Origin of the sequence: Pseudomonas sp. TMW 2.1634 (assembly GCF_001703595.1) — a bacterium.
Classification (GTDB): domain Bacteria; phylum Pseudomonadota; class Gammaproteobacteria; order Pseudomonadales; family Pseudomonadaceae; genus Aquipseudomonas; species Aquipseudomonas fragi.
This window is the reverse complement of the sequence record NZ_CP016849.1, coordinates 1,345,688-1,368,847: the sequence shown is the minus strand read 5'-3', so window position 1 is coordinate 1,368,847 and position 23,160 is coordinate 1,345,688. Positions and strand designations below refer to the sequence as shown.

Below are 23,160 nucleotides of genomic sequence, written 5' to 3'. Positions count from 1 at the left end.
TGTAATTAAGGAAGGCCCGATGTCATCGTCACCCGATGCGGCAGTAGTTCGCAATACCCCTTGTGCATTGAACGTTACCCTGGCTCCGGTTATCAGCCTGCTGGCCCTTGGGGTTTTAAGCCCGGCCAGCGAGGCGGCGCAGCCGGCAAACGACGTGCTGACTCTGCCTGCGTCGAACGTCGAGGGGACTTATGACTCGCCGTTCAAGGTCGACGAAGTGTCATCGCGCAAGGTCATGACCCCGCTGCTCGATGCCCCGCAAAGTATCACCATTGTGCCGCAGCAGGTGCTCAAGGAGCAGAACGCCCAGAGCCTGCAGGACATTCTGCGCAATGTACCGGGTATCACCTTTATGTCGGGGGAGGGCAACCTGGGCTGGGGCGACCTGTTTTCCATTCGCGGTTTTTCTTCCGAGCAGAGCCTGACAGTCGATGGTGTGCGCGACGCGGGCATGTCCAGCCGCAACGACATGTTCAACCTGCAACAAGCCGAGGTGTTCAAGGGCACCGGCGCCATCGAGTCGGGTATTTCGGCGGTGGGTGGCAGCGTCAACCTGGTGAGCAAGGAGGCCCATCTGGGGGATGCCAACCGGGTCTCCGCCGGGGTCGGCACTGACGGTTACAAACGCCTGACGGCCGATATCAACCACGAGTTGAATGACACCAGCGCCCTGCGTATCAACCTGATGAAGCACTCGAGCCAGGTGGCCGAGCGCGACGAGGTGGACTACGACCGTTGGGGCATCGCCACTTCGCTGGCCCTGGGGCTGTCGACACCGACCCGGGCCTTTGTCGACTTCTTTTACCAGAAAGATGACAACACCCCGGACGGCGGCCTGCCGATCTTGCGCGGCACCGATGGCAAGCGCATGCCCGGCGTCAAACGCAGCAACTGGTACGGCGATTCGAGCCTGTACACCCAGCAGACCGAAACCACCTCGCTGACCGGGCGCCTGGAGCACGACTTCGACAACGGTGCGCTGCTGACCAACCAACTGCGCTGGCAGCGTACCGACAACTTCTCGGTGCTGTCGCCGGCGCGCTTCAATGCCGCCAGTGCCGACGGCGCGAAAACCTGCACCGGCAGCCGCTGCGCCACCCTGGGCTATGTGGGCGTGGGCCCGGCGTCGACGGTCAACGGGGTCAAGGTCTATACCGACTACAGCAACACCGGCAGCACCGCCTACGGCATTCTGCGCGGCAGCGATTTCGGCCTGTCCAAGCGCTATACCATCCTCGATAACCAGACCGACGTGAGCTTTGCCTTCGATACCGGCTCCATCAGCCACAAGGCCGTGGCGGGGCTGGATGTGTACCACGAAACCTACGGCGGCCTTGAGCGCAACGCCAAGGTGCCGGCGGCCAATATGTTCTTCGACATGGCCAACCCGCAACATGACTTTGCCGTGGAGTACACCACCAAGGGCGTGGGCGAGCCGCGCTCAAGCATCGACAACGCCGGGCTGTATTTTGGCGACACCCTGACCCTCAACCCGTGGTGGCAGGTCATGGGCTCGCTGCGCTACGACCACTGGAGCGCCGAGACCACCCAGCGTGGCCAGGACGATGTCAAGGACACCTCGGGCGCCTGGAGCGGCCGCGCCGGGATCGTGTTCAAGCCACAACCCAACGGCACGATCTACGCCTCGTACAGTGAGTCGACCCAGCCTTCGGCTATCGGTGCCTCGACCAACAACCAGATCTACGGCGCCGCCAGCACCAGCCGCTACACCCCGGCCAAGTCCAAGACCTACGAACTGGGCACCAAGTGGGACCTGCTGGACAAGGGCATCAGCGTGACGGCGGCGGTGTTTCGCACCGAACTGGTCAACTCCTGGGAGTACACCGAGGGCGAAGCGTCGCCGGTGCGTGCCTTGCCTGCCAAGCGCGTCGATGGCGTGGAACTGGGCCTGCAGGGCAACCTGACCAATCGATGGACGGCCTACAGCGGTTTTTCGGCGCTTAAAAGCGAGCAAACCAAGGGCGTCAACAAAGGTGCAGAAGCCAAGAACGTCCCCGACCTGACGGCCAACCTGTGGACCACCTACGCCTTTACCGATGACCTGAGCCTGAGCTACGGCGCCAACTATGTCGGGCGCCGGCGTTATACCGACAACAAATACGTGGGCGGCCTGAACAACAACAGCAGTTATGCCGACGGCCCGTCCGGGGTGCTGGCGATCTACACGCAGGACAAGGAAAAAGCCCCCGGCTACTGGGTGCATTACCTGGCCGCGCAGTACCAGGTCAATCCTCAAACCACCGTCCACGTCAACGTCGACAACCTGTTCAACACCTTCTACTTCAGCCGCGTCGGTGCCTCCCTCGATGGCTTCCAGCTGTATGGCGTACCGGGGGCCGGGCGCACGCTGACGGCGAGCATCGACTATGACTTCTGACCACCACCGGTTGCGGAGCGCGCCATGCTGATCGAAATCGCCGAGGTGTTCAGCGCCCATGAGGTGAACGAGATGCGCGACCTGTTGCTTGCCCGGCCGTGGGTGGACGGCAAGCAGACGGCTGGCGTGGGGTCGGCGCGGGTGAAATGCAACCGCCAGTTGGCCGAGGACGACGCCGCCGGCGTCAACCTGGGGCAACGCATTCTGGCGCGGTTGTCCGAGCACGGGCTGTTTATGTCCGGCGCGTTGCCCAAGCGCATCTACCCGCCGCTGTTCAATCGCTACAGCGGCGGCGAGGGGTTCGGTTTTCATATCGACAATGCCATTCGCGGCATCAAGGGGGTGCGTGAGCGGGTGCGCACCGACCTGTCCGCGACCCTGTTCCTGAGTGATCCGCACAGCTATGACGGCGGCGAACTGGTGATCCGCGACACCTTCGGCGAGCGCAGCGTCAAGCTGCCCGCAGGCCACCTGGTGTTGTACCCGGGCAGCAGCGTGCATCGGGTCAACCCGGTGACGCGGGGCGAGCGGCTGGCGGCGTTTTTCTGGATCGAAAGCCTGGTGCGTGAAGACAGTCAGCGCAGCTTGTTGCTGGACATGGACGTGGCCATTCAACGCCTCACCACCCAGCAGGCGGATGACGAGTCGCTGCTGCAACTGAGCGGCGTGTACCACAACCTCTTGCGCCGCTGGAGCGACGTATGAGCCCTTTACTGAGCGGGAGATTTACCGTGTCCAAGCTGTTTTTGCGTCAAGCCTGTGTGCGCCTGGGCGCCCTTATCGTCCTTCTGGGCATGGCGGTATCGACGGCCTGGGCCAGGGACGTCACCGATGCCCTGGGCCGGGTGGTCAAGGTGCCGGACACCGTACAGCGGGTGGTGCTGGGGGAGGGGCGGCTGATTTCGGCCTTTGCCCTGCTTGACCGCGACCGGCCGTTCCAGCGCATCGTGGGCTGGCAGAACGACCTGCGCAAGCTCGACCCCAACACCTACGCCGCCTATGTGGCGAAGTTTCCCCAGGTCAAGGATATCCCCTTGATCGGTCAGGCGTCGGAGCAGAGCGTCAGCGCCGAGCAGATCCTGGCGCTCAAGCCGGACCTGGCGGTATTCAGCATCTCCGGGCATGGCCCCACCGAACACAGCCCGGTGGCCGATGTGCTGGAAAAGGCCGGTATCGCGGTGTTGTTCGTGGACTTTCGGGTCAACCCGCTGCAAGGCACCCGCGACAGCATGACCGCGCTGGGCCAGGCTCTGGGCCGCGAAGCGCAGGCCAGTGCCTTTGTCGATTTCTACAACCGGCATGTCGAACGCATTACCCGCACCCTGGGTACGCTTGATGACAGCCAGCGGCCCGGCGTGTTTCTCGAACTGCTGGCCGGGGTCTGGGCCAACCCCGGACACACCACGGGTAAAGGCGGTATGGGCGAACTGATCCGCCTTGTGGGCGGGCGCAATATTGCCGAGGGCGTGGTACCCGGCGCACTGGGGGATATCAGTGTGGAATATGCCCTCAAGGCCGACCCTGATGTGTACATCCTGTCTGGCAACCAGCAGCCCGGGGTGATGCTGGGTGCGGGCATCGATGCACAAACGGCCCGTACCTCGCTGATGCAGGTGTTGAAACGGCCGCAGTTCGCCGATTTGCGCGCGGTACGCGAGGGCACGGTGCACGCGCTGTGGCACGACTTCTACAACTCGCCGTACAACATCCTCGCCATTGAGGCCCTGGCCAAGTGGGTTCACCCGCAAAAGTTCACCGACCTTGATCCGCAGTTGACCCTCAATGAGCTCAACCAACAGTTTCTCGACACGCCGCTGGCAGGTCAGTACTGGATCAGTGAACAACAATGAGCGCTATCGCCAACCCGGCAGTGCTTGCTGCCAGTCACGGTTATCGACGCCTGCTGGCGCGGCGCGTGTGCCTGTTACTGGTGATCGGCTGTGCGCTGCTGGGCAGCGTGTTGCTGGACCTGTCCACCGGCTCGTCCGGCATGGGGCTGGGGCAACTGCTCCAGGGGCTGCTGCATCCGCAGACCCTGGATGTCACGGACCGGGTGATCATCTGGAATGTGCGCTTGCCCTATGCGCTGATGGCGGTGTTGGTGGGCGCGGCGCTGTCGCTGGCCGGCGCAGAAATGCAGGCCATCCTCAATAACCCGCTGGCCAGCCCGTTTACCCTGGGCGTGTCGTCGGCGGCGGCGTTGGGGGCTTCGCTGGTGATCGTATTTCCACTGAGCAGCGCCTTGTTAAGCCGCGATTCGCTGGTGGCGCTGGCGGCCTTTGTATTTGCCTGCGCCTCGATGTTCCTGCTGCACGGCATGTCGCGGTTGCGCGGAGCCGGGGTCGAGACCCTGGTGCTGTTCGGTATTGCCCTGGTGTTCAGTTGCAACGCCCTGGTGGCGCTGTTGCAGTTGCTGGCCACCGAAGATGTGTTGCAGCAACTGGTGTTCTGGAGCTTGGGCAGCGTGGCCCGTGCCAACTGGGACAAGCTGGGCATTCTTGCCCTGGTGCTGGGGCTGACCGCGCCGTTTTCCCTGCATGCAGCTTCGCGCATGACCTTGCTGCGCATGGGCGAGGAGCGGGCGCAGAGCTTTGGTGTTGACGTGCGGCGGCTGCGCTTTTTCGCCTTGCTGCGCATCAGCCTGCTGTCCGCCACGGCGGTGGCGTTTGTCGGCACCATCGGCTTTATCGGCCTGGTAGGGCCGCATATTGCGCGGATCCTGATCGGTGAAGACCAGCGTTTTCTGTTCCCGGCCAGTGCCCTGGTGGGGGCGTTGTTGCTGTCGCTGTCCTCGGTGGTGAGCAAGGTCATCATGCCGGGGGTGATTGTGCCGGTGGGTATTGTGACCGCGCTGGTGGGCGTGCCGATTTTTGTTGTACTGGTATTCAAGCGGGGCAGGCAGCTATGAGTGAACAAGGGTTATTGATCGAACACGCCCACGTCAAATACGGACGCAAGGTGGTGATTGCCGACGCTTCGCTGCCGCCCCTGCGCCCGGGTACATTGACCGCCCTGATTGGCCCCAACGGGGCGGGCAAGTCCACCCTGTTGCGCGGGCTGGCGGGCCTTGAGCCGATGACCGGCGCAGTCACCCTGCACGGTCAGCCGTTGGCGCCGATGAGCGTGGCGCAGCGTGCGCGGCAGGTCACCTATATGCCCCAGCACCTGCCGCCAGGGCTGGGCTTGAGTGTGATCGAGAGCGTGATGGCGGCACTGCGGGTGGCGGGCAATGGCGGTGATTGCCTGGAGCAAGCCTACGGGGCTTTGCAGCGCATTGGCATTGCAGCGCTGGCCGATCATATGCTCAACGCACTGTCCGGCGGCCAGCGGCAACTGGTCAGCCTGGCGCAGCTGATTGCCCGCAAGCCCCGGGTCATGCTGCTGGATGAGCCGACCAGTGCGCTGGATTTAAGCTATCAATTGCGGGTAATGGACTGCGTGCGCCAGATGGTTGGCCAGCACCAGCTGATTGCCGTGATCGTGCTGCACGATATCAGCCTGGCGGCCCGTTTTGCCGATCATATTGCGGTGCTGCGCGAAGGGGCGGTGGTCGCTTTTGGCGCGGCAGAGCAGGTACTGACTGCGCAGCTGTTTGCCGAGGTATATGGGGTCAGGGCACGGGTTGAACGGTGTTCGCAGCAGACCCTGCAGGTAGTGGTCGATAGCCCGGTTTGAACCCTTGTTCGTCAGCCTGCACGGAGGTTTTTGGCTGGCTTTGCCAGGCGCTCTTAAGCGACCGGTGCTTGACAGCGAAGCTATTGGCAGCCGTAATAGCCAGAAATGTTAACGTTAACTTAAATAATAACAAGAGGCGCAACCCATGCAGCGGACGGTCAAGCGTGATTACTGGCTTATCAGCGGTTTACTGTTTTTCTTCTTCTTTTCCTGGTCTTCCAGCTACTCGCTGTTTTCCATCTGGCTGCATCAGGTCATCGGCCTCAATGGTGCCCAGACCGGCTATGTGTTCGCCGCCAATGCGATCGCGGCGCTGCTGATCCAGCCGTTCTACGGGGCCTTGCAGGACAAGCTCGGGTTGTCGAGAAAACTGCTGGTGTGGATTGGCGTGCTGCTGTGCGCTGCTGCGCCGTTCGCAATTTATGTCTACAGCCACTTGCTGGCTCAAAACGTGGTGCTGGGCGCTGTGGTGGGGGCGATTTTTCTGGCCTTTGCCATGCTGGCGGGGGTGGGCGTGATCGAGAGCTATACCGAACGCCTGTCCCGGCATGTGGGTTTTGAATTTGGTACCAGCAGGATGTGGGGATCGTTGGGCTGGGCTGCGGCCACCTGCATGGTGGGTGTGGTGTTCAATATTGACCCCAATATTGCCTTCTATATGAGCAGCGCCGCCGGCGTGGTGTTTTTGCTGATTCTGTTTCGGCTGGACTTGAGCCGCTTCAAGCAACCCGGCGCCTGTGGCGGCGAAAGCGGCGTTGCGCCGGTCACCGTCAGCGACCTGTGGCAATTGCTCAAGCTGCCGCGGTTTTGGGCCTTCAGCGTTTACCTGACCGGGGTTTGCGGGATCTACATGATCTACGAGCAGCAGTTTCCAGTGTATTTCTCGTCGTTTTTTGCGACCCCGGAACAGGGCATCCAGGCCTATGGCTACCTGAATTCTTCCCAGGTTCTGCTGGAAGCGGGCCTGCTCCTGGTGGCGCCGTGGGTGGTCGGGCGTACCGGTGCGAAATACGGGCTGATCCTGGCGGGCAGCATCATGTTTTTTCGCATTCTCGGTTCCGGCCTGGCCACTGAAACCTGGGCCATCGCCGTGTTCAAGATGCTGCATGCGGTAGAGGTGCCGATCCTGCTGGTCTCGGTATTCAAGTACATCGCGTTTAATTTCGACCCGCGCCTGTCGGCCTCGATCTACCTGGTGGGCTTTCATTTTGCCCAGCAGCTCACCGCCATGTTGCTCTCGCCGCTGGTGGGCTACGGTTATGACCAGTACGGATTTGCCGACGTGTACCTGGTGATGTCCGCACTGGCCGGTGCCTGCCTGTTGTTGTCCTGGCGCCTGCTGCGCAACGACCCCCGGCCGCCGCCGCGCAAGGCCAGTGTGGCAGAGGCGCTGGCAATGCCCGCCATCACTCAATCGGTTACCCGTTATGAACCCTGACAAGGACCACCCCATGCACGCTGTACGGCTGGACAAGGCCCATCGCGCCATCGCGCAAACACTGCCCGAACGCGGCAACGACTATCGCCTCGCTTATCACCTGGCCCCTGCGGCCGGGTGGATGAACGACCCTAACGGGCTGGTGTTCTTTCGCGGCCAATACCATGTGTTTTATCAGCACCATCCGTTTTCTGCGCAATGGGGCCCCATGCACTGGGGCCATGCCTGTAGCGATGATCTGGTGCATTGGCAGCATTTGCCGATTGCCCTGGCGCCCGGTGACGACTACGACCGCGATGGCTGCTTTTCTGGCTCGGCAGTGGTGCTCGATGACACCCTCTACCTGATTTATACCGGCCACATCTGGTTGCAAGAGCCGGGTGATGACCAGCACATCCGTCAGGTCCAGTGCCTGGCCAGCAGCACCGATGGTATTACCTTCACCAAGCTCGGACCGGTCATCGAGACACCGCCGGACCCGGCCATCATGCATTTTCGCGACCCCAAGGTGTGGCAGCGTAACGGTGCATGGTGGATGGCACTGGGCGCGCGGCGGGGCGATGACCCACAGTTGTTGCTCTATCGATCTGCTGACCTGCTGCACTGGGACTTTCTGGGCTGTGCCCTGCAAGGCCAGCGCGAGCCGGATGGCTATATGTGGGAGTGTCCGGACATCTTTGCACTGGATGGCCGCGATGTGCTGCTGTACTCGCCCCAGGGCTTGAAACCCGTTGGATACGACAACTGGAACCTGTACCAGAACAGCTACCGGGTGGGCCAACTGGACGATATGGGCGTGTTCGAGCCCTGCGGGCCGCTGCATGAACTCGATCATGGCCACGATTTTTATGCCGCCCAGACCCTGCTGGCACCCGACGGCCGTCGTCTGTTATGGGCCTGGATGGACATGTGGGAAAGCCCGATGCCCAGCCAGGCCGAACACTGGTGCGGCGCGCTGACGTTACCCCGCGAGTTGAGCCGCGACGGTGACCGGCTGCTGATGCGACCGGCCCGCGAGCTGGTGGCGTTGAGGCAGTCCGGGCAGGTGCTGCAGATAGGTCAGGTCAAGTCCGCGAGCCAGTTGCTCGAGGCCCGGGGCGCGCTGCTGGAGCTTGAGGTTGAGCTGGATATTGCCCGCAGCAGCGCCGAGCATTTCGGCCTGGCATTGCGCTGCAGCGATGACCAGCAGGAGCAAACCCTGCTGTACTACGATGCCTTGGCCCGCCGCCTGGTGCTCGACCGGCAGCACTCGGGTGCCGGGGTGAGCGGTGTTCGCAGCGTACCGATTGCGGCGGACCAGACACGCATCGCCCTGCGGATTTTCCTCGATCGTTCGTCCATTGAAGTGTTTGTCGATGATGGCGCCTGGAGCCTGAGCAGCCGGATTTACCCGCACGCCAACAGCCTTGCGCTGCGGGCGTATGCCGTCAATGGCACAGGGCACTTTGGCGAAGCCCTGGTATGGGGGCTGGCTGATTTGAAGCTATGAGGCCTAGGCTTCCATGCACAGGGGCGCCGCCCGGGTTGGCGCTGTTCTGCCGCTGGCAGGCATGACATCATGCCCGGCCAGACAGGTAATGGCGCGCACCAATGGCCTCAGTAAAAGATGTAGCACGGCTGGCGGGGGTTTCCCTGATGACCGTTTCCAGGGCCCTCAATACCCCGGGAAAGTTGAACCAGGAGACCCTGGCCAAAGTGCTGCAAGCCGTCGAAACACTTGGCTATGTGCCCAGCCTCTCGGCGCGCAAGACCCGTGGCGGGCATTCCAGTGGCAAGACCATCGGCATCTTTGCCCTGGACACGGCCACCACGCCTTTTGCCGTTGAAATGCTGCTGTCGATGGAACGCACGGCCCGCGAACATGGCTGGAACGTGTTTATCCTCAACGTGTTTGAAACCCCGCCAGACCAGCAGGCCATCGAGTTGATGCTCTCCCATCAACCGGACGGCATCATCTTCAGCGCCATGCAGCTGCGGCGGGTGGAGATACCCCGGGTACTGCGCAGCGTGCCACTGGTACTGGGCAATTGCGTCAGCACCGACCCCGGCATCGCCTGCTATATATCAGACGATGAAGACGGGCAGTATCAGGCGGTCCGCCAGGCGCTGCGACAAGGTTATCGCCGTCCGCTATGCATAAACCTGCCGCAAAGCAGCATGGCCTGGGGGCTGCGCCAGAGCGGCTTGGCCCGTGCCCTGGACGAGGCCGGGATCGATGCTGCGCAAGTGCCGCAATATGACCTGTCCGACGATGATGGCTATCAGGAAACAATGGTGGTGCTGGAACAACAGTTGCGTGAGGATCAAGGGACGGCGCCCTTTGACCTGCTGATCTGCGGCAACGACCGGATTGCCCTGGTCGCGTATCAGTATCTGCTCAGCCGCGGCTTGCGTATCCCGCAAGATGTGGCGGTGCTGGGTTTTGACAATATGGTGGGGGTTGCCGAGCTGTTTTACCCGCCCTTGAGCACTGTGCAGCTGCCGTATTACGACATGGGCCGGCGTGCGGTGCTGCATCTGATTGAAGGTCTGGACGACTGCGCCGTACACCAGGTTGCCTGCCCGCTGATTGAGCGCGAGTCCTGCTGACGCGGTCAATGGCCGATAAAAGCGTCCCTGTAGGCATACAACCCCGGTGTGCCACCGGTCATCACAAACAGCAGGTTATCGCCAGCCTGGTAAAGGCCCTGGCGCAGGTCGCTCAGCAGGCCGGCCAGGGCCTTGCCCGAGTACACCGGGTCTACCAGTAAACCTTCGCAACGGGCCAGCAGGCGTACCGCTTCGAGCATGGCCGGGGTCGGCAAGCCGTAACCTTCGCCCAGCTGGCTGCCATCGATGTCGATCGCGTCTGTGCGCAGGGCCGCCGAGCTGCCCAGCAGGGCCAGGGTCTGGCGGGTCAGTTGCAGGGTTCTGGCCGCCGCCGTGTCGCGATCCGCCAGCACCGACCAGGACCTGACCATTGCCGCGCCGCGCCCCAGCAGCTCGAAACCGGCGGCCAGTCCGGCATGGGTGCCGGCACTGCCGTTGGCGATCATCACGCGGGTAAATTGCACGTCCAGTTCTGTTTCCTGACAGGTTATTTCCGCGGCGCAGCGTGCATAACCCAGACTGCCCACCGGCGTCGATCCGCCGGTGGGAATTACCAGCGGTTTGCGCCCTTCAGCCCGCAGTTGAGCCGCCCTGATTTCGGCCTGCGCCTGTGCGTCTACACCCTGTGGCAGCACATGCACCCGGGCGCCAAACAGGTGGTCGAGCAGCCTGTTGCCGTTGAGTTCGTAGTCGGCGTCGCGCTTGGGCACTGCGCGGCTCAGGATCAATTCGCAGTCGATGCCCTGGCGAGCACAGACCGCCGCCGTCAGCCGGGCATGATTGGACTGGATGCCGCCCACGGTGATGATCGTATTAATACCGTCCTGAAGGGCTGCGCCCAGGTGAAACTCAAGTTTGCGTAACTTGTTGCCGCCACCACCGATCAGCATATGGTCATCGCGCTTGATATACAGCTGCACTTGCTGCTCATGCAAACCCAGCTGTTGTTCAAGGCGGCTGGCCCGTTGAATCGGAGTAGGGCCCTGTAACAGGTCGGCGCGGGGAAACGCGCTCAGCGCCTTGTCCAGTACGGTTTGCATGGCTTGATACCTGAGTGTTGAATTGAATGGGGCCTAACTGTAGGGGTTAAATGGGCGGCAATAAATGCAGTAAAAGTTAGGACTGGTGGAACTGAAAGTTTGTAATGGATGGCCCGGGTTTTATAGATAAAAAGCCCGTTTAATTTATGCCTGACAAGCGCTTAAAATCAGATGAAAAGCATGGGCGTGCCGATGAGCCGTTTATTTTTCCAGCGTGGCCAGAAGGCGGTTTTATGAGCAAGCTCAGGCAGATGGAAGTTTTTGTGGCTGTGGTCGAGGCCGGCAGTTTTGCCGACGCGGCAGTCCGGGTGGGCATGTCGGCGGTGATGGTGGGGCGCCATATTCAGAGCCTTGAAACAGCGCTCAACAGCAAGCTGATTCAACGAACTACCCGCCGCCAGTCGGTGACAGGTGAGGGGCGGCTGTTCTATGAAGAGTCGAAAAAGGCCCTTGAACAGATCAAGTACGCCTGGAGCCGGGTCGAAGCCTCCACTGGCAAGCCGGGCGGGCTGCTGCGCATGACTGCGCCCATGACCCTGGGCGTCACGCTGGTGGGGCCGCTGGTGAACGAGTTCATGCAGCTGTACCCGGACGTGCAAGTGGAGCTGATCCTCAGCAACGACGTGGTGGATTTGCACGAAAGCTCATTTGATCTGGGCTTCAGGATATCCGAGCTGATTGAGGTCAACCTCGAATCAAGGCCGCTGCCACCGTACCGAATGGTTATTTGCGCAGCACCCGGGTACCTGCAAACGCACCAGGAGCCACAGACGCCGGAGCAGCTGTACCAGCACCGAATCCTCACCCACACCTCGTGGACCAACCGTTTCGCCTGGCCCCTGCAACACGGTAATAAAACCATGCCCTGGCCCGATCACGCGGTGCTCAGAAGCAACGACGGTCAGGTCCTCCTGCAAGCGGCGATCGCCGGCAACGGCATCTTGATGCAACCCGACTTTCTGGTCGCCGAGGCCCTGGCCAAAGGCGAGCTGGTAACCATCATGGATGCCTGTGCACCGGCAGCCAAACCGGTACAGATGGTCTATCCACGCAGCAAAAAAGCACTGCCCAAGCTCAATGCTTTTGTGACGTTCATTGTCGAGCGTTTGCAGCCGGCATGACCTGACGGGATGCAGGGGGAGCGACTTCAATTGTGGGGGCGAGCGTGCTCGCTCCCACAACGAAAGTAGCTTCAAGGCCAAAGCCTTACTCTTTGCCAACAGCATCCGGTAGCGCATAGGCAATGATGTAGTCGCCCACGTCAGGTGAGTGGCTCATGCCGCCTGCCGAGATCACCACATATTGCTTGCCCGTGGCCGGCGACTGGTAGATCAACGGCGCCGCAACTGCACCCACCGGCAAACGGGCTTTCCATACTTGCTTGCCGGTTTTGGAGTCCAGCGCACGCAGGTAGTAATCCTGGGTGCCGGCAAAGAACACCAGCCCGGAAGCGGTGGCGGTGGGGCCGCCCAGGGTCGGCATGCCCAGCGGCACCGGCATGTGGGTCTTGATCCCCAGCGGCCCGGTGTCCTGGACAGTGCCCAGCGGGACCTGCCAGACCAGTTTCTGCGTGTTGAGGTCAATCGCACTCATGCTGCCGAACGGCGGGGTGTTGCACGGCACGCCCAGGGGCGACTGGAGAATGTCGATTTTTACACCGCCATAAATACCGGCCACTTGCGGGCGAATGGTACCCATGAAACCTGGCACTTCGTCGGTCGACACCTTGAACTTGTTCGTGTCTTCCTTGGTAACCAGCGCCATGCGCAGGGGCATGCGCATGTCATTGACGAACATCATGCCGGTGTTTTCGTCGATGGCAATCCCGCCCCAGTTCATCCCGCCCAGCAAGCCCGGCCATTCAATATAGGGCTTTTCGCCCGGCGGGGTGAACGGGCCCACATAGACCGAGTCCTTGAACAGGATCCGGCAATAGAGCTGGTCGAATGTGCTCACGCCCCACATGGATTTTTCGGTCAGCGGCTCGGCGCCAATCATCGGCATGCCTGTCGAGAACGGTTGGGTCGGCGACAGGTGTTCGCCTACGGCTGCAGGGGAGGTTGGTACGGCGCGTTCTTCAACAGCGGTCACCGGCAGGCCCGTGCGCCGGTCCAGGACAAAGATATTGCCCGTCTTGGTGGTCTGGATCAGCACCGGGGTTTTCACGCCCTGGGCATTCTTGATGTCGTACAGCACAGGCTGCGAAGGCAGGTCATAGTCCCAGACATCGTGATGGACGGTCTGGTACACCCACTTGGCCTTGCCGGTCGAAGCATCCACAGCGACCACGGCCGAGCCGTATTTCTCCTTGGCCTGGTTGCGGTCGCCGCCCCAATAGTCGGGTGGGCCGTTGCCGGTGGGCAGGTAGACCAGGTTCAGCTCTTTATCGTAAGTCGGAATGGTCCATACATTGGGGGTTTCCAGGGCGAACTGGTGATCGGCCTCTGTAACGTCGCTGTTTTGCGGCGCACCCACATCCCATGCCCAGGCCAGCTTACCGGTCAGCACATCAAATGCGCGCACGGCACCCGAAGGTTCACCGGCCACAATATCCCGCACCCAGCCACCCACCACGGTGAGATGGCCCATGACCACCGGCAGGGAAGTGGGGTGGTAGCGCTTGCTGTGTTCGGTGGGGCCCATGCCTTTTTTCAGATCAACATAGCCGTTGTCGCCAAAGCTCGGGCACAGGGCGCCGCTCCGGGCATCCAGGGCAAACAAACGGGCATCCACAGAGGACACCAGAATGCGCTGACGGCATTGCTGTTGATCGTTGTAGGACGCTTTGACTTCAGCACTCAGGCTGTCGTCCTTGTCGATGTCGTAATAGCCCACGCCCCGGCAAGTAACATGCTCTTCGCTTTTGGCGTGAGGATCGAACTTCCACAGCGGCTTGCCGGTATCGGCGTCAAGGGCGGTGATCAGGTTTTCCGGGGTGCAGGAGTACAGCACATTACCGATCTGCAACGGGGTGTTTTCGTCGACACCCGCGCCCGGGCCGCTGGTGCGGCGGCCCGTACGGTAGACCCAGGCCACTTGCAGGTCATTGACATTGTGCGGGGTGATTTGAGTGTAAGGCGCAAAGCGGGTGCCCGATGCATTGCGGCCGAAGAACTCCTAGTTTTGCGCAGCCGGTGATGGCTCAGCGGCCGGCGCCGGGTCAGCCGCGGCAACCGGGTTGGAGATAGCACCGTGGGGGTAAAACGCAGCGATCAAGGTGGCGAGCAACGCCACGAACACTGCAACACCGCTGCGGTTAGCCGCACGCCGGGTGTTCAGGGGAAGGCCTGGCAAGGCCGCGCCGACCCACAGACTGAGGGTCAGGATAATGGCCGGGACGACCAGGCGTGGCAGCAGTTGCCAATAGCTGAACTGACCCACTTCATAAAATGCCCAGACGCACGTTGCCAGGAAAATGGCCACTGAAAGACTGATGCCGATGCGCTTGCGCAAAAAAAACAGCACCGCCAGCAGCAGATAAGCCAGGCCCGCGATCAGGTAGTAACTGGATCCTCCCAGAGCCACCAGCTTGACCCCGCCATATATCAGGGCCAGTGATACGACCAATACCAGCAGGGAAAATAGCACCCGCGCACTATTGCCAGCCGGGGGCTGTTTACTGTCCGTCATGTTGTTAAATGCTCCATGGTTGATACACACATATCGGTATTCATTAATCAGGAGCAGTCTATGCGGATGGTTTTTTCGATAAATCCGCAGGTTTGAGAAACATTGTTGGTAAAGCAGCAATAATCCGCTGTTGTGGCGAGGGTATCGACGAACATGAAATTTCGTCCGAGTGAGCAATCCGCCGCTGAAAAAAACCGCTGCAGCCCTTAATCTTGAGCTCTTTGTCTGTGTGCGGATGATTCATGTCTTCAATTGCCGATGGCTTGCCCAGTAACAAACGCCTGCCCGCCGTGATCGCGATCTCCTTGGGGATCGGCATGGCGACCCTGGATACCGCCATCGTCAACACGGCCTTGCCAACCCTGGCCGAAGGTATTGGCACTGATTCCGCCTCGGTGATCTGGGTGGTCAATGCCTACCAGCTGGCAACCATCGCCGCGGTGCTGCCGTTTGCCTCGCTCAGCGATGTGCTGGGCCATCGACGGGTGTTTCTCGGCGGTTTGCTGGTGTTTATCGTCGCCTCGCTGTTTTGCGGGCTGGCCTGGTCGCTGCCCACGCTGACGGCGGCGCGGGTGGTACAGGGCCTGGGTGCGGCCGCGATCATGAGCGTGAATATCGCGTTGTTGCGCCACATTTATCCGGCGAAAATCCTCGGTCGGGGCCTGGGTTACAACTCGCTGGTGGTGGGGCTGGCCTTTACCCTGGGGCCGACCGCGGCGTCGGCCATCCTGGCGGTGACCACCTGGCATTGGCTGTATCTGATCAATGTGCCGCTGGGGTTGCTGGCGGTTGTGCTGGGCTTGCGCTCGTTGCCGGAAATCCCGAGAAGCGGGCACGCTTTCGACCGGTTGGCGGCGATCTTGTGTGCAGGGTTGTTTGCCTTGCTGGTATTGGGGCTGGGTTCGGCGGTACATGGCGCCGAAGGTGACCTGAGCCTGGGCCTGGTCGCAGTAGCGCTGGTGTGCGGGGTGTGGCTGATGCGTCGTCAGGCCGATCATCCAGCGCCGATGCTGGCAATCGATCTGTTCAAGCGGCCACTGTTTGCGTTGTCGTCACTGACGGCGATTTGTGCGTTTTGTGCCCAAGGGCTGGCCTTCGTGTCGTTGCCCTTCTTGTTGCAGACGGCATTGGGCCATAGCCAGGTGGCTACGGGGTTTTTGATGACGCCGTGGCCGGCGGTGGTGGCGGTGATGGCACTGATTGCCGGGCGCCTGGCTGATCGGGTGTCGCTGGCGCTGCTGTGCGGGATCGGCTTGTTGCTGTTGAGCGCAGGCATGGCGGCGCTGGCGCTGCTGAGCGAAGGGGCTTCGGCCTTTGATATCGGCTGGCGCATGGCGTTGTGCGGTGCCGGGTTCGGGTTTTTCCAGTCGCCCAACCTCAAGGCGATCATGACCAGCGCGCCGCTGGCCCGCAGTGGCGGCGCCAGCGGCATTGTCGCTACCTCGCGATTGATGGGGCAGACATTGGGCGCGTCGCTGGTGGCGCTGTGTTTTCATCTGTCCACGGGCAGTGGCCCGCAGTTAGCGTTGTGGCTGGGTTGCGTTTTTGCCCTGGCGGGAGCGTTGGCCAGCGGCTTGCGGTTGATGCAGAGCCCCGTTGCATTGCGATCTTAAAAGCCGGCCTTTATAACGAGGTTGCTTCTGTGGGAGCGGGCTTGCTCGCGATGGCATCCCTGCGGTGTGCCGGCCAGACCGCGTCGCCAGTATCGCAGGCAAGCCAGCTCCCACAGGTTTTGCATTGCCAGCAGAACCTGCGGTTTGACAGGATCTTTTGTGGGAGCGGGCTTGCCCGCGATGGCAGCACTGCGGTGTGCTGGCCAGACCGCGTCGCCAGCATCGCAGGCAAGCCAGCTCCCACAAGTGATGCATTGCCAGCAGAACCTGCGGTTTGGCAGGATCTTTTGTGGGAGCGGGCTTGCCCGCGATGGCAGCACTGCGGTGTGCTGGCCAGACCGCGTCGCCAGCATCGCAGGCAAGCCAGCTCCCACAAGTGATGCATTGCCAGCAGAACCTGCGGTTTGGCAGGATCTTTTGTGGGAGCGGGCTTGCCCGCGATGGCAGCACTGCGGTGTACCTGCCAGACCGCGTCGCCAGCATCGCAGGCAAGCCAGCTCCCACAGGTTTTGCATTGCCAGCAGAACCTGCGGTTTGGCAGGATCTTTTGTGGGAGCGGGCTTGCTCGCGATGGCATCGCTGCGGTGTACCTGCCAGACCGCATCGCCAGCATCGCAGGCAAGCCAGCTCCCACAAGTGATGCATTGCCAGCAGAACCTGCGGTTTGGCAGGATCTTTTGTGGGAGCGGGCTTGCTCGCGATGGCATCGCTGCGGTGTACCTGCCAGACCGCATCGCCAGCATCGCAGGCAAGTCAGCTCCCACAAGTGATGCATTGCCAGCAGAACCTGCGGTTTGGCAGGATCTTTTGTGGGAGCGGGCTTGCTCGCGATGGCATCCCTGCGGTGTACCTGCCAGACCGCGTCGCCAGCATCGCAGGCAAGCCAGCTCCCACAGGTTTTGCATTACCAGCAGAACCTGCGGCTTGGCAGGATCTTTTGTGGGAGCGGGCTTGCTCGCGATGGCATCGCTGCGGTGTACCTGCCAGACCGCATCGCCAGCATCGCAGGCAAGCCAGCTCCCACAAGTGATGCATTGCCAGCAGAACCTGCGGTTTGGCAGGATCTTTTGTGGGAGCGGGCTTGCTCGCGATGGCATCCCTGCGGTGTACCTGCCAGACCGCGTCGCCAGCATCGCAGGCAAGCCAGCTGCCACAGGTTTTGCGGTGCTGCCCCCTCACAGACGACCACCCCCCATACAGCCGTTTCAGCCCATAACGTGGCACCTTACCCGCTGGTGCTCGCCCCCTCGCATCACCTGGGGCTGGCCGCAGCCCTCGCGGCTTGAGCTGCAACGCTCCAGAAAGAAACACCCTTCAGGCAGCTTGCGGTTGCCCGGCAGTTCGGTGGGGGCCGCGACCTGCTCGGCGCGCAAGGGCACACCCAGGCGCGGCACGGCTTCGAACAGCAGGCGCGTGTAAGGGTGGTGCGGCTGGTCGAGCACCTGGGCGGCGCTGCCCAGTTCGACAATCTGCCCCAGGTACATCACCGCCACGCGGTCGGCCATATGGCGCACCACCGAGACGTTGTGGGAGATCAGGATATAGGTGAGGTTACGCGCCTGCTGCAATTCGGCCAGCAGGTTGAGGATCTGTGCCTGCACCGAGATATCCAGCGCCGAAGTCGGTTCGTCGAGGACGATGATGTCCGGGTCCGATGACAGTGCCCGGGCAATTGCGATGCGTTGGCGCTGACCACCGGAAAACTGGTGGGCAAATCGGTCCAGGTACTCGGGGCGGATACCTACTTGGGCCGCTACTTTGGCGGCAATGCTGCGCATCTGTTCGTTCGAGCGCATGCCCCGGGCGTACAGCGGCTCGGTGATGATGCGCCAGATCGGCAGGCGCGGGTTGAGCGACGACTGCGGGTCCTGGAACACGATCTGCACGTTGCTGCTGCCTTCGCCTTTGCTGCCGTTGGCCCAGCTCAGCTCGCCGCTGCTGGGCTTGAGCAGGCCCATCAGCAGTTGTGCCAGGGTGCTTTTGCCGCAGCCCGACTCGCCGACGATGCCCAGGGTTTCCCCGGCCCGCACCTGCAGGTCGATGCCATTGAGCGCGTGGGCGTAGCCCCGGGGCCGGCCCAGCCAGTCGTTGCTGACGGGAAAGCGCACGCGCACGTCGGCCAGTTTCAGAATCTCGGGGCCGCTCTGGTTGACGGGGTAGATCAGCGCACTGTTCATTATGAAAGCTCCTGTTGCGGCAACCAGCACGCACGCTTGCGTTGTTCGTCCTGGTTGATGGCGGTCAGCACCGGGCGCTCGCCGCACACGTGCATGGCATGTACACAACGTTCGGCGAAGGTGCAGCCGGCGGGCAGGCGCGACAGGTTGGGGACTTGCCCGGGAATGGTCAGCAGCGGCTGCCCCGGCTCGACCATCTCCGGCAGGCCGCTAAGCAGACCCCGGGTGTAGGGGTGTTGCGGGTTGCTCATGACGTCGGCGGTAAGGCCCTGTTCCACCACCGCGCCGGTGTACATCACATACACCCGGTCGCAGAACTGCGACACCAAGGCCATGTCGTGGGTGATCAACAGGATGGCAGTGCCTTTTTGCCGGGCCTTTTCGCGCAGCAGCAACAGCACCTGGCGTTGTACGGTCACGTCCAGCGCGGTGGTGGGTTCGTCGGCAATCAGCAGTTGCGGTTCGCAGGAGAAGGCCAGGGCAATCATCACCCGCTGGCGCATACCCCCTGACAGTTCGAACGGGTAGCTTTCCAGCACCTGCTCGGGGCTGGCGATGTGCATGTCGCGCAGCAGGGCAACCGCCTTGGCGTGGGCTGCGCTGGCACTGATTTTCTGGTGGTGGATGATCACGTCGAGCATCTGCCGGCCGATGCGCCGGGTCGGGTTGAGCGCGGTCATGGGCTCCTGGAAGATCATCGCCGCATCGCGGCCACGGATGTTCAGCAGGTCCTTTTCCGGCGCCTTGAGCATGTCGCGGCCGAGCATGCTCAGGCTCCCGGAGGTGATGCGATAGCTGCGCTCGGGCAGCAGGCGCATGCTCAGCATGGCGGTCACCGACTTGCCAGAGCCAGACTCGCCGACCACGCCGACAATCTCGCCGGGGTTGACGTGCAGCGACACGCCGTTGAGTGCCTTGACGCTGCTTTTGTAGGCCGGGAATTCCAGGCTCAGGTTGTCGATGGCCAGTACGGGTTGCGAATGAGTCATGGTCATTTCCCCTGTTGCCGTGGGTCGAGCAGATCGCGCACGCCATCGCCCAGCAAGTTGAAGCCGGTGGCGGTGATCAGGATCGCCAGCCCCGGAAAGGTCGAGTACCACCAGTTGTCGAGGATGTAGTTGCGCCCGGTAGCGACCATTGCGCCCCATTCCGCCGTGGGCTGTTGCGCGCCCAGGCCGATAAAGCCCAGGGCCGAGGCCATGAGGATGGCGCTGCCGATATCCAGGCTCAGTTGCACCAGCAAAGGCGGCATGGCATTGCGCGCCACATGCCAGTGCACCATGTGCCAGCGCCGGGCGCCGAAGGTTTCGGCGGCCTTGACGTAGCCCATCTGGCGGATGCCCAGGGCCTGGCCGCGAGCCAAGCGCACATAGGACGGGATGCGCACCAGGGTAATGGCCAGCATGGCGTTGAACAGGCTGGCGCCCAGTGCGGCAGCCAGGGCCATGATCAGCACCAGCGACGGCACCGACAGCATGATGTCCATCAGGCGCATGGTCAGGGCGTCGAAGCGCCCGCCGATCACCCCGGAAAAACAGCCCAGCAGGCCGCCGATAAAGCACGAGGCAAAGGCCACGAACAGGCCGACGCCCACCGATTGCTGGCTGCCGTACAGCACCCGGCTGAACAGGTCACGGCCCACTTCGTCGGTGCCGAACCAGTGTTCGGCAGAAGGCGGCGCCAGGCGCTCGGCCAGGTTCAGGGCATTGGGGTCGTGGCTGGCCAGCCAGGGGGCGAAAATCATGCACATCACCACCATCAGGGTGATCAACAGGCCGGCCATGGTCAGCGGGCTGCGGCGGATCTGGTAGGCCAGGTAGGTGAGTTTTTCACGCCATTGCGGGCTGTGTGTTGCGGTTAAAGGCACGGACATTTCAATTCACCTCGCCGATACGCGGGTCGATCACCCGGTACAGCAGATCGATGGCCATGTTCAGCAGTACATAGATAAACGACACCAGGATGGCGAAGCCCATCACCGCCGGGAAATCCAGGGACTGGATCGACTTGACCACATAGGCACCCATGCCCGGCCAGGCGAATACGGTCTCGGTCAGGACTGCGCCGTAGAGCAGGTCGCCCAGGGTAAGGCCCAGTACGGTTACAGAAGGAATCAGCGCATTGGGCAGCGCATGGCGCAGGATCACAGTCCATTTCGACAGGCCATAAGCGCGGGCGGTGCGGATATAGTCCTCGCCCAGTTGATCAAGCATGGCCGAGCGAATTTGCCGCGAGATAACCCCCAGGGTCACAAAGCCCAGGGTGGCGGCGGGCAGGATCAAGTGCTTGAGCGCATCGACAAACAGGCTGAAGTTACCCGCCAGCAATGAGTCGATCAGGTAGAAACCGGTGATGGTGTTGGGGGGTGTCAGTCCTTCCGACAAACGCCCGCCGCCAGGCAGCCAGCCGAGGTGCCCGTAGAACAGCACGATGGCGCCCAGGCCCAGCCAGAACGCCGGGGTGGAGATACCGGTCACGGCCAGGGTGCGGGCAATCTGGTCGATGGCGCGGTTGTGGTACACCGCCGACAGCACACCCAGCGGCACGCCGACCACAATGGCGAGAAACAGCGCCACCAGGGCCAGCTCCAAAGTGGCCGGGAAAAACGCCTGCAGGTCTTCCAGCACCGGGCGGTTAGTGCGGATCGAGGTGCCCAGGTCGCCCTGCACCAGGTCGAGCACATAACGGCCGTATTGCTGGTACAGCGGCAGATCCAGCCCCAGCTGATGGCGGATGCCGGCCACCAGCGCATCGCTGGCCCGGTCACCGGCGATCAACCGGGCCGGGTCGCCGGGAATCAGGTGGGAAATGGTAAAGGTAATCAGCGAGACACCGAACACGACCAGTAACAGGCCAAGCAGGCGCTTGCGCAACAACGTCAGGAAGGCCATAGGGCACCTCAGTCACTCTAACGACAGAAATCCAACGCCATGCGCGCCAATGCTGGCGCGCACGCAGCAGCAGGTTTACTTGCTCATGCTGCCCAGGTTGAACACCTGTTCGAGCATCGGGTTGAACACATAGCCCTTGACCGAATCACGCATCGGCAGGGTGTAGCTCTTCTGATAGAGGTAAACGTAGGCACTGTCGTTGAGCACCTTTTTCTGCGCCTGCTGGTACAGCTCGGTGCGTTTCGCGGTGTCACTGGTGGTGGCGGCTTCGCGGATCAGGGTATCGACCTGGGGGTTGCTGTAGAACGAGCGGTTGCCCTGCAGGCCCTGCATCTTGGAGTCGAACCAGAAGTTCATGAACATGTAGGGGTCGGCAAAGTCCGGGCTCCAGGTGCCGACGGCGATGTCGTAGTCGGCCTGGCCGACCCGTTCGCGCAGGGTGGCGTTGGCGGTTTTTTCCAGCTTGAGGTTGATGCCCAGGGGCATCAGCGCCGCTTGCAGGGTCAGGCCTATCGGCTCCCAGTTGGCGTCCTTGTCCGAGTACATGTAGCTCAGGTTGGTGATCTTTTTCGGCACCTTGGCCAGGCTGTCGGCGGCGGCCTGCATGTCCTGTTTCATGGCTGGCAGCGAGCTGTCGTAGGCCCACATGCCGTCCGGGATCGGCCCGTTGAGCAGTTCGGCCTTGCCCTTGAGAATGCCCTTGACGATACCGTTGTAGTCCACGGCCTCGGTGATGGCCCGACGCGCATCGACGTTGGTCAGCGGGCCTTGCTTGTTGTTCAGGTACAGGTAGGTCACGCGCAGCGACGGGTATTCCTTGACCACCACGCCCGGCTTGCTGGCCAGGGAGCCGAGCTGGTCTTCGGGCATGTCTTCGATGATGTCCAGATCACCGCGCTCCAGTTGCAGGCGGCGTACCGAAGGTTCGGCGATGATCTTCAGCACCACGGTTTTCAGTGCCGGCTTGGCCCCGGCGTAGTGGGGGTTGGGCTCCATGGTCAGGGACTGGCCTTTCTGCCAGTTGGCCAGGCGGTAGGGGCCCGAGCCTGCGGTATGGCTGGAGAGCCAGGCATTGGCCTCGGCGCCCTTGGCGGCCACCAGCGGGTTGACGATGGACGCGCCGTTGTGGGCCAGGGTGAACAGGAAGGGCGCGAACGGGGTCTTGAGGGTGAAGCGGATGGTCTGCGGGTTGACGACCTCGACCACCATGTCTTCGGGGAATGCACCCGACGGCCCTTGTTTGAGGGTCATCAGACGATCGAAGGAAAACTTCACGGCATTGGCGTCCACTTCGGTGCCGTCATCGAACTTGTTGCCGGGCTTGAGCTTGAATTCCCAGACCAGGTTGTCCGGGGACACGGTCCAGCTTTCGGCCAGGTCGCCCTGGACTTCGGTGGTGCTTTTTTCGCCGTCGGTTTTGTAGCCCACCAGGCGCTGGTACGACGGGTAGGTGATGGTCCAGTCGTTGTTGTCGAACGTCACGGCCGGGTCGAGGGTTTGCGGGTCGGCGGGCTTGCCGATGATCAGCGTGTCCTGGGCGGTGGCAGCGGTAGCCGCTTGCCAGGCGCCAAGGCTCAGGGCAGCACAGAGCAGGCTCGGCAACAGGTTGCGGGTGCGTGAAGCGGTGTTTATCAGGGTCATGCCGGTTTCCTTCAACATTCGATATCTGGAAGTAGGTTTATTTTTGGAATCTATAACCGGGCAGTAGC

The 23,160-nt window shown here is 62.1% G+C and carries 16 protein-coding genes and 1 pseudogene; 10 read left to right on the top strand and 7 right to left on the bottom strand.

Features of this window, described 5'->3' with window-relative positions:
• Positions 1 to 19 precede the first annotated feature (19 nt).
• The 8 genes from BFC21_RS06450 to BFC21_RS06415 all read left to right on the top strand — a co-directional run bounded on the left by BFC21_RS06450 (position 20) and on the right by BFC21_RS06415 (position 10,100).
• Positions 20 to 2,398: a TonB-dependent siderophore receptor gene (locus tag BFC21_RS06450; RefSeq protein ID WP_120265816.1), complete on the top strand. Its 2,379-nt coding sequence runs from the start codon at positions 20 to 22 to the stop codon at positions 2,396 to 2,398.
• A 24-nt stretch (positions 2,399 to 2,422) separates the two neighbouring features.
• A complete protein-coding gene (locus tag BFC21_RS06445) occupies positions 2,423 to 3,103 on the top strand; it encodes a Fe2+-dependent dioxygenase (protein ID WP_095003715.1) in 681 nt (226 codons plus the stop codon).
• Positions 3,100 to 4,248: an ABC transporter substrate-binding protein gene (locus BFC21_RS06440; RefSeq protein WP_177342577.1), complete on the top strand. Its 1,149-nt coding sequence runs from the start codon at positions 3,100 to 3,102 to the stop codon at positions 4,246 to 4,248. The genes BFC21_RS06445 and BFC21_RS06440 overlap by 4 nt, the downstream gene beginning before the upstream one ends.
• On the top strand, positions 4,245 to 5,306 hold the full coding sequence (locus BFC21_RS06435; protein WP_016781068.1) for an iron ABC transporter permease: 1,062 nt from the start codon (positions 4,245 to 4,247) through the stop codon (positions 5,304 to 5,306). Before BFC21_RS06440 ends, BFC21_RS06435 begins: the two co-directional genes overlap by 4 nt.
• On the top strand, positions 5,303 to 6,073 hold the full coding sequence (locus BFC21_RS06430; RefSeq protein ID WP_088377480.1) for an ABC transporter ATP-binding protein: 771 nt from the start codon (positions 5,303 to 5,305) through the stop codon (positions 6,071 to 6,073). Before BFC21_RS06435 ends, BFC21_RS06430 begins: the two co-directional genes overlap by 4 nt.
• A gap of 145 nt (positions 6,074 to 6,218) precedes the next feature.
• Positions 6,219 to 7,511, top strand: coding sequence for an MFS transporter (locus tag BFC21_RS06425; RefSeq protein ID WP_120265815.1), 1,293 nt, complete (start codon positions 6,219 to 6,221; stop codon positions 7,509 to 7,511).
• Between the two features lie 13 nt (positions 7,512 to 7,524).
• Entirely contained in the window at positions 7,525 to 9,000 is a 1,476-nt protein-coding gene (locus BFC21_RS06420; RefSeq protein ID WP_120265814.1) for a sucrose-6-phosphate hydrolase, read from the top strand.
• Positions 9,001 to 9,101: 101 nt separating this feature from the next.
• On the top strand, positions 9,102 to 10,100 hold the full coding sequence (locus tag BFC21_RS06415) for a LacI family DNA-binding transcriptional regulator (protein WP_120265813.1): 999 nt from the start codon (positions 9,102 to 9,104) through the stop codon (positions 10,098 to 10,100).
• A gap of 5 nt (positions 10,101 to 10,105) precedes the next feature.
• Here BFC21_RS06415 and BFC21_RS06410 read toward each other — a convergent pair whose 3' ends face one another.
• Positions 10,106 to 11,140 (bottom strand): D-cysteine desulfhydrase family protein, encoded by a 1,035-nt coding sequence (locus BFC21_RS06410; RefSeq protein WP_120265812.1) that lies wholly within the window; start codon positions 11,138 to 11,140, stop codon positions 10,106 to 10,108.
• A gap of 233 nt (positions 11,141 to 11,373) precedes the next feature.
• Here BFC21_RS06410 and BFC21_RS06405 point away from each other — a divergent pair, with 233 nt between their 5' ends.
• Positions 11,374 to 12,261, top strand: a complete 888-nt coding sequence (locus BFC21_RS06405; protein WP_162939289.1) for a LysR family transcriptional regulator — start codon at positions 11,374 to 11,376, stop codon at positions 12,259 to 12,261.
• Positions 12,262 to 12,346: 85 nt separating this feature from the next.
• On the opposite strand, the pseudogene BFC21_RS06400 reads toward BFC21_RS06405, so the two are convergent.
• Positions 12,347 to 14,770, bottom strand: a pseudogene (locus BFC21_RS06400) (membrane-bound PQQ-dependent dehydrogenase, glucose/quinate/shikimate family).
• A gap of 242 nt (positions 14,771 to 15,012) precedes the next feature.
• On the opposite strand from BFC21_RS06400, the gene BFC21_RS06395 reads away from it, so the two are divergent.
• Positions 15,013 to 16,383 (top strand): MFS transporter, encoded by a 1,371-nt coding sequence (locus tag BFC21_RS06395; RefSeq protein WP_086797282.1) that lies wholly within the window; start codon positions 15,013 to 15,015, stop codon positions 16,381 to 16,383.
• Between the two features lie 1,205 nt (positions 16,384 to 17,588).
• Here the strand turns inward: BFC21_RS06395 and BFC21_RS06385 are convergent.
• The 5 genes from BFC21_RS06385 to BFC21_RS06365 form a co-directional block, all read right to left on the bottom strand.
• Positions 17,589 to 18,560: an ABC transporter ATP-binding protein gene (locus tag BFC21_RS06385; RefSeq protein WP_088377474.1), complete on the bottom strand. Its 972-nt coding sequence runs from the start codon at positions 18,558 to 18,560 to the stop codon at positions 17,589 to 17,591.
• Positions 18,560 to 19,549, bottom strand: a complete 990-nt coding sequence (locus BFC21_RS06380; protein ID WP_088377473.1) for an ABC transporter ATP-binding protein — start codon at positions 19,547 to 19,549, stop codon at positions 18,560 to 18,562. Before BFC21_RS06380 ends, BFC21_RS06385 begins: the two co-directional genes overlap by 1 nt.
• Positions 19,550 to 19,551: 2 nt before the next feature.
• Positions 19,552 to 20,433, bottom strand: a complete 882-nt coding sequence (ddpC, locus tag BFC21_RS06375) for a D,D-dipeptide ABC transporter permease (protein ID WP_088377472.1) — start codon at positions 20,431 to 20,433, stop codon at positions 19,552 to 19,554.
• Position 20,434: 1 nt separating this feature from the next.
• Entirely contained in the window at positions 20,435 to 21,451 is a 1,017-nt protein-coding gene (locus BFC21_RS06370; protein ID WP_095003726.1) for an ABC transporter permease, read from the bottom strand.
• 75 nt (positions 21,452 to 21,526) lie between these two features.
• On the bottom strand, positions 21,527 to 23,092 hold the full coding sequence (locus BFC21_RS06365; protein ID WP_088377471.1) for an ABC transporter substrate-binding protein: 1,566 nt from the start codon (positions 23,090 to 23,092) through the stop codon (positions 21,527 to 21,529).
• Positions 23,093 to 23,160: the final 68 nt, after the last annotated feature.

Bases quoted from the DNA above. Each gene is read 5' to 3' on its own strand.
- BFC21_RS06450 (WP_120265816.1), top strand. From the start codon at position 20: ATGTCATCGTCACCCGATGCGGCAGTAGTTCGCAATACCCCTTGTGCA.
- BFC21_RS06445 (WP_095003715.1), top strand. From the start codon at position 2,423: ATGCTGATCGAAATCGCCGAGGTGTTCAGCGCCCATGAGGTGAACGAG.
- BFC21_RS06440 (WP_177342577.1), top strand. From the start codon at position 3,100: ATGAGCCCTTTACTGAGCGGGAGATTTACCGTGTCCAAGCTGTTTTTG.
- BFC21_RS06435 (WP_016781068.1), top strand. From the start codon at position 4,245: ATGAGCGCTATCGCCAACCCGGCAGTGCTTGCTGCCAGTCACGGTTAT.
- BFC21_RS06430 (WP_088377480.1), top strand. From the start codon at position 5,303: ATGAGTGAACAAGGGTTATTGATCGAACACGCCCACGTCAAATACGGA.
- BFC21_RS06425 (WP_120265815.1), top strand. From the start codon at position 6,219: ATGCAGCGGACGGTCAAGCGTGATTACTGGCTTATCAGCGGTTTACTG.
- BFC21_RS06420 (WP_120265814.1), top strand. From the start codon at position 7,525: ATGCACGCTGTACGGCTGGACAAGGCCCATCGCGCCATCGCGCAAACA.
- BFC21_RS06415 (WP_120265813.1), top strand. From the start codon at position 9,102: ATGGCCTCAGTAAAAGATGTAGCACGGCTGGCGGGGGTTTCCCTGATG.
- BFC21_RS06410 (WP_120265812.1), bottom strand. From the start codon at position 11,140: ATGCAAACCGTACTGGACAAGGCGCTGAGCGCGTTTCCCCGCGCCGAC.
- BFC21_RS06405 (WP_162939289.1), top strand. From the start codon at position 11,374: ATGAGCAAGCTCAGGCAGATGGAAGTTTTTGTGGCTGTGGTCGAGGCC.
- BFC21_RS06395 (WP_086797282.1), top strand. From the start codon at position 15,013: ATGTCTTCAATTGCCGATGGCTTGCCCAGTAACAAACGCCTGCCCGCC.
- BFC21_RS06385 (WP_088377474.1), bottom strand. From the start codon at position 18,560: ATGAACAGTGCGCTGATCTACCCCGTCAACCAGAGCGGCCCCGAGATT.
- BFC21_RS06380 (WP_088377473.1), bottom strand. From the start codon at position 19,549: ATGACTCATTCGCAACCCGTACTGGCCATCGACAACCTGAGCCTGGAA.
- ddpC (WP_088377472.1), bottom strand. From the start codon at position 20,433: ATGTCCGTGCCTTTAACCGCAACACACAGCCCGCAATGGCGTGAAAAA.
- BFC21_RS06370 (WP_095003726.1), bottom strand. From the start codon at position 21,451: ATGGCCTTCCTGACGTTGTTGCGCAAGCGCCTGCTTGGCCTGTTACTG.
- BFC21_RS06365 (WP_088377471.1), bottom strand. From the start codon at position 23,092: ATGACCCTGATAAACACCGCTTCACGCACCCGCAACCTGTTGCCGAGC.